Below are 5,663 nucleotides of genomic sequence, written 5' to 3' on the forward strand. Positions count from 1 at the left end.
CAAAGACTTTTATCTGGGTCAATGACAAAATGGGAAGCACATCATTTCGTTTCGGAGGCGTCCGTCTCCCGGTTCCGCACAAAAAAGACGAGGAAGCCTCGTCTTTTTTGTATTGCAGGTAAATGCGATAAAGAGATTTCAACAGGTCTATCAAAAGATGACTCTACCCAACAACCAACACAACGCCCTTCCCTTTTTGACTCCCCAAACCACAAATAGGGATTCGATAAAGGAGAAAGTCTTGGGAGAAGGAGGGGTGGGGCGTGGGGAGGGGAGGAAGAACCTTTCTGAAGAAAGGTTCTTCCTCCCCTCCCCACATCTGCATCCCTACCCTTTCATCCTAATAATAACCTCGCCGCCGGGAACCATGCCCTTGAGCGCACCGAGCATCCCCTTGATGCCACCGGAAAGCATCTGCGCCGTGAAGGGGTTAAGCCCCACGGACTGACCGTTGACGGTGGCCTCAATGTTCCCGCGTGCGGCCACGCAATCGCCGGGCGTCTTCTCTCCAGCCACGATGCGCTGCGTCATGGCGGTACAGTCCGCTTCCCCGCAAGCTCCGCAATCCAGCGCGGGCAACAAAAAGCCCTTCTCAAGAATCAGATCGACCAGCGCATCCAGATCTTCGGCCGTGAACGACGGCAGCCCGGGGAGCTTGTTGTCGCCATACGTGGCGAGCGCCAGCTCGGGGCGCAGAGCCTTGCAGCCTTCCGGAAGCGCCGTCAAAAGTTCCGGGGTGGTCCGCAAACACAAGATACGCGGCAGCCAGCCGATGGTTTTGCCTCCTTCCACCAGCAGGATGTCCGCATCCAGCAGAGGGACCAAATCCCGGAGGAAACACGGATGCCCCCAATGGATCATGGCTTCTCCCTTGCCGTCCTTCGTATTGCTCAACCCCACCGATGGTCCGTTTCGGGCCCATCAAAAGCGCGGTATCCGTGTCCGGCTTGTCCAGTTCGTGATGGGTGTGTTTGGCAATGGCGACTTTGAGGCCTCGGGCTTCCAGACACTCGGAAAGCCGGGAAATGAGCGTCGTCTTGCCGGAATTGCTGAACCCTATGATGCTGATGGCTTGCATACGGATCTCCTGTGGTAAAATTTTTTGGTTCCCACGTGCCGGATACCAAGGGGTTGTCCGGACGGGTACAAATTATGACACCCCGCCGCGAGGGAACACTTTTTTGACTTTCCCGTAATACACTACAACTCTTGTCAAAAACAGAAAAAACGATTTTTACGCGATGTTGGCACGCACATTGCTACAGATAAAGTAATTCCTTTCTTCTTTCTTCATCACTTTCTTCCTCCCATAACGGCCCGCTTTACGCGGGCTGTTCTGGTTTCAGAGACCGGGCTTGACTCCGAGGACGCGAAACCGTAACCAGTCCCCACATCACTACACGCAGGCCGCACGCCTGTCTTATCCCGGAGGAACCCCATGTCCCTGTGTCCCTGCGGCTCCGGCCGCCCCTACGAAGAATGCTGCGAAACCTATATCGAAGGCCGTGAAACCGCCCCCACCGCCGAAGCGCTCATGCGTTCGCGCTATGCCGCCCACACCCTCGGCAAGTATGATTACCTCAACGAAACGGTGCATCCGAGCATCCGTGACGAGGCCGATCATGAAGACATGAAGAAATGGTCGGAAGCCGTAGAGTGGGAAGGCCTTGAAATTTTCTCCACCAAGGACGGCGCCGAAACCGACGAGACCGGTGAAGTATCCTTTGAAGCACGCTATTCTGTCAACGGTATGCCCCAGTCCCTGCGCGAAGACGCTTTCTTCCGCCGCGAAGACGGCCGCTGGTACTACGTGGACGGCAATGTCCACGGCCAGGACCCGTACCGCCGCGAAACGCCCAAAATCGGACGTAACGAGCCTTGCCCCTGCGGCAGCGGCAAGAAGTACAAAAAATGTTGCGGCAAATAGGCTCAACCGTCAACGCATGATATGAAAAAAGGGAACTTCGGTTCCCTTTTTTGTACATCCTCTCTGGCGTTACAGCATCGACGTCCGCAAGGCCGCTGGTTCGGCATCGTTCATATTCGTAGAGTGCCCGGCCATCTGCTCGGCTCCGGGGGTTTCCGCCGCCTTCGGCCTCGGGGCCATCGGCTGGCGGACTTCATGCACGTCGCCGGGCTGGAACAACTGCTGCGGCGCTTCCCGCTCCGCTTGGGCGTTCTGGGGGGGAGCCGGCTGATGCGGGTTCTCCTGAATCACGGGGGCGGCCACTTTGACACCTTCGGGCAGGGCATCTTGGCGCAAGGCCGCAAGGTACTCGGAAACCGTCACAAACTGGCAGCCGTCCGCAATAAGGCGATCAAGAATTTCAGGCAGGGCTTCTATGGTCTGCTCATGCGTATCGTGGAACAGGAAAACGCCGCGCAACTTCTGGCCACTGATGAGCGTCTTCATATTCTCGATGCTCGCCCGCTTGGACCAGTCCATGCTGTCGATGGACCACAGCATGATGTCCGCCCCCTCGGCCTTGGCTATCGCCACAGTGTTGGCGTCAAAATTTCCGTACGGCGGCCGGATGTAGCGCGAATGCACGCCGAGTTTCCGCAACGATTCCTGAACACTCAGGATTTCGCTCCGTTGCGCGTCAACGGAAAGGTGGCGGAGCGACTTGTGCGAATAGGTGTGGTTGCCGATTTCATGCCCTTCCTGCTGAAGGCGTACAATGAGCTCGGGGTGGTATTTGACCTGTTTGCCTACGACAAAAAACGTGGCATGAATACCCCGCTCCCGCAGGATCTCCATCAGGCGTTCCGTGTGACTGCTCGGGCCGTCGTCAAACGTCAACGCGCAAAGATTGCTCCCCTTGCTCATTTTCAAGATGGCGCGACCGTCCACCACCGTCCCCGCTCCATTAGCGGAAGCGTTTCCGGGGAACAACGAGACCCCTGCGCACAGCAGCGCGGACGCACAGACACGGATCAATCGGGCGAGAATCATGACGCGGCCTCTAAAAAACGGCAAGCACGGCTTGTCAAAAAAGTTATACGCAAGATGCGGGGCAAGCTCTAGCACGGAGGCGCTTCCCCCGCAAGACTTCATCATACAGGCTTCAAAAGAAAAGCACAGTCCCTGATTTCACTCAGGGAAGAATATATTAATCCTTTATCTTCGCGCCAAACATGCCGTTTCAACAAAGCACGTTTGCGTCTCCCGGCTGCCCGTCCCACCCAACGCGCCAACGGCCAGCCGCCCTACGGATTCCCCTGCCTCAAAAACCTTTCCGCAAAGGGCCGCGTAGAGCCTTCTCCTAAAAGAAGGAGGCCGCGCAAACGGAATCCCGCCGCACAGCCTCCTTTCAGCCTCATGCCGATAAGGACGCTCCATAAACAGGAGCCTTCCTCTCTTTTCTTTATTGCTTGCCTTCGATCTTCGCCCACGAATCCTTGAGCGTCACCGTCCTGTTGAAGACAGGCGCACCGGGCTTGCTGTCCGGATCGACACAGAAATACCCAAGGCGCTCGAACTGCACGCGGGCTCCGGCGGGGAACTCCGCCAGAGCGGGTTCGACCTGTGCGGTCACGACACGCATGGAGCCGGGGTTCAGCAGATCCGTGAACTCCACGCCTTCGGGCGTATTGCCGGGCGTGGGGGAGGTAAACAAGTGCTCGTACAGGCGCACTTCGGCGGATACGGCGTGGGGCACGGAAACCCAATGGATAGTGCCCTTGATCTTGCGTCCGTCGGGCGTGGCCCCGCCCTTCGATTCCGGATCATAGGTACAGCGAAGCTCCACGATGTTGCCGTCCGCGTCTTTGATCACGTCCTTGCACGTGACATAGTAGGCATAACGCAGGCGGACTTCCGAACCCGGGAAGAGGCGATGGAACTTCTTCGGCGGATCTTCGCGGAAGTCGTCCCGCTCGATATAAAGCTCACGGCTGAACGGCACCTTGCGGCTGCCTTCCACGCTGCCGTCCTGACTGAAAGGCATGTCGAACCACTCCACCTGCCCTTCAGGATAGTTCTCGATGACGACCTTGATCGGATCGAGTACGGCCATCGTGCGCGGGGCAACCGCGTTCAGGTGTTCGCGCACGCAGAACTCGAGCAGGCTGTATTCCACCAGATTTTCCGCGCGGGCCACGCCGATGCGCGAGCAGAAGTCACGGATGGCTTCCGGGGTGTACCCCCTGCGTCGCATCCCGCAAATGGTGGGCATACGGGGATCGTCCCAGCCGCGCACGAATCCGCCCTTCACGAGCTGGATGAGCTTGCGCTTGGACAGCACGGTATAGGTCAGGCCAAGGCGGGCGAACTCGATCTGCTGCGGGTGGTACACGTTCAGCGCGTCGAGCACCCAGTCGTACAGTTCGCGGTTGTTGACGAACTCCAGCGTGCAGATGGAGTGCGTAATGCCTTCCAGCGAATCGGACAGGCAGTGCGTAAAGTCGTACATGGGATAGACGCACCACTTGTCGCCGGTCCGGTGGTGTTCGGCATGGCGGATGCGGTACAGCGTGGGGTCACGCATGACCACGTTGGGAGAGGCCATGTCGATCTTGGCGCGGAGCACATGCTCCCCGTCGGCGAACTCGCCGTCGCGCATCCGGTGGAACAGATCGAGGTTTTCCTCGATGGAGCGGTTCCGGTATGGGCTTTCCGTGCCCGGCTGCGTCAGCGTGCCCCGGCTGGCGCGGATTTCCTCGGCGCTCTGGCTGTCCACATACGCCTTGCCGTCACGGATGAGCTGCTCGGCGAACGCATACAATTGATCGAAGTAGTTGGAAGCGTAATATTCCCGATCGTCCCATTCGCCGCCGAGCCAGTGCACGTCTTCACGGATGGAATCCACGTATTCGGTATCTTCCTTCACCGGATTGGTATCGTCGAAGCGCAGGTTGCACAGCCCGCCGTACTCCTGCGCCAACCCGAAGTTGATGCAGATGGACTTGGCGTGGCCGATGTGCAGATAGCCGTTCGGCTCAGGAGGAAACCGGGTATGGACTTTCTTGCCGAAGCGCCCGGAGGCGTTGTCCTGATTGATGCGGACGTGCAGAAAATCCAGTCCGACGCTGTTTTCCGGTGTGGAGGAAGCCGTTTCCGTGGAGGAAGCATCCATGTTCATGAACAATCCTTTGCTGCCGCCTTCAGAGGGCGGCTGGCGTTTATGAAACCGCGAGGTTCCGTTTGAGAGCTAGTTTTTCGGGGGTACGATGCCGGGGGCTTCGCCCTGCTGCGCAGGGGGCTGGATCATGGGCATACCGCCCTTTTCGGCCCCGGCGGGAGGCATGGCTTTGCCGCCCATGCCCGCTGGCATACCCATTCCGGCGGGGGGCATTCCCTTCTGGCCGCCCATATGGGATTTCATGAAGTTGTCCCATTCGCTGCGGCAGATGCCGCCGCTCTTGTCGGCGTCGATCGTGTCGAAGGCGGGGCGCTTCATGCCGGGGACGGCAGCCTGAAACTCTTCCCAATCCACCTGTCCGTTGCCGTCCTTATCCATCTGTTCAAAACGATCGGGGGCGGCATACGCGGGCGCGGCACACAGGGTCAGTGCCGCCAGAAAAAGCAATTTTTTCATAGTGGTCTCCTCAGGATTCTCTCCTGACGGGTTAATGGCATGTTTTCACAGTGTAACCACTCTCCTTCCGGGGCGCAAGCACGGGAGAGGGAGGAAAAGCTGGAAGAATCGGGGGAGGGGAGA

General features: G+C 58.4%; 5 protein-coding genes and 1 pseudogene. 1 reads left to right on the top strand and 5 read right to left on the bottom strand.

The annotated features are described in order from the left end of the window. Nucleotides 1-327: 327 nt before the first annotated feature. Together HMPREF0178_RS03990 and HMPREF0178_RS22375 are read right to left on the bottom strand one after the other, a co-directional pair. A complete protein-coding gene (locus tag HMPREF0178_RS03990) occupies nt 328-861 on the bottom strand; it encodes a (Fe-S)-binding protein (protein WP_009379254.1) in 534 nt (177 codons plus the stop codon). 127 nt (nt 862-988) lie between these two features. Continuing rightward, nucleotides 989-1,078: pseudogene (locus HMPREF0178_RS22375) on the bottom strand (molybdopterin-guanine dinucleotide biosynthesis protein MobB); the annotation flags it as partial. 360 nt (nt 1,079-1,438) lie between these two features. Here HMPREF0178_RS22375 and HMPREF0178_RS03995 point away from each other — a divergent pair. Continuing rightward, nucleotides 1,439-1,927 (top strand): YchJ family protein, encoded by a 489-nt coding sequence (locus tag HMPREF0178_RS03995; protein ID WP_009379257.1) that lies wholly within the window; start codon nt 1,439-1,441, stop codon nt 1,925-1,927. A 69-nt stretch (nt 1,928-1,996) separates the two neighbouring features. On the opposite strand, the gene HMPREF0178_RS04000 is transcribed toward HMPREF0178_RS03995, so the two are convergent. From HMPREF0178_RS04000 to HMPREF0178_RS04010, 3 genes are all read right to left on the bottom strand, one after another. Next, nucleotides 1,997-2,956, bottom strand: a complete 960-nt coding sequence (locus HMPREF0178_RS04000) for a polysaccharide deacetylase family protein (RefSeq protein WP_009379258.1) — start codon at nt 2,954-2,956, stop codon at nt 1,997-1,999. A 412-nt stretch (nt 2,957-3,368) separates the two neighbouring features. After that, complete coding sequence (locus tag HMPREF0178_RS04005) at nt 3,369-5,084, bottom strand: glutamine--tRNA ligase/YqeY domain fusion protein (protein WP_009379261.1); 1,716 nt, start codon at nt 5,082-5,084, stop codon at nt 3,369-3,371. A 69-nt stretch (nt 5,085-5,153) separates the two neighbouring features. After that, nucleotides 5,154-5,540 carry an EF-hand domain-containing protein gene (locus tag HMPREF0178_RS04010; RefSeq protein WP_009379263.1) on the bottom strand — a complete coding sequence of 129 codons (387 nt, stop codon included), beginning with the start codon at nt 5,538-5,540 and terminating at the stop codon, nt 5,154-5,156. Nucleotides 5,541-5,663: the final 123 nt, after the last annotated feature.

It is taken from the genome of Bilophila sp. 4_1_30 (assembly GCF_000224655.1).
Taxonomy (GTDB): domain Bacteria; phylum Desulfobacterota; class Desulfovibrionia; order Desulfovibrionales; family Desulfovibrionaceae; genus Bilophila; species Bilophila wadsworthia.

What these genes read in the sequence shown, in the direction of transcription:
- HMPREF0178_RS03990 (WP_009379254.1), bottom strand. Translation starts at nt 861, where the DNA reads ATGATCCATTGGGGGCATCCGTGTTTCCTCCGGGATTTGGTCCCTCTG.
- HMPREF0178_RS03995 (WP_009379257.1), top strand. Translation starts at nt 1,439, where the DNA reads ATGTCCCTGTGTCCCTGCGGCTCCGGCCGCCCCTACGAAGAATGCTGC.
- HMPREF0178_RS04000 (WP_009379258.1), bottom strand. Translation starts at nt 2,956, where the DNA reads ATGATTCTCGCCCGATTGATCCGTGTCTGTGCGTCCGCGCTGCTGTGC.
- HMPREF0178_RS04005 (WP_009379261.1), bottom strand. Translation starts at nt 5,084, where the DNA reads ATGAACATGGATGCTTCCTCCACGGAAACGGCTTCCTCCACACCGGAA.
- HMPREF0178_RS04010 (WP_009379263.1), bottom strand. Translation starts at nt 5,540, where the DNA reads ATGAAAAAATTGCTTTTTCTGGCGGCACTGACCCTGTGTGCCGCGCCC.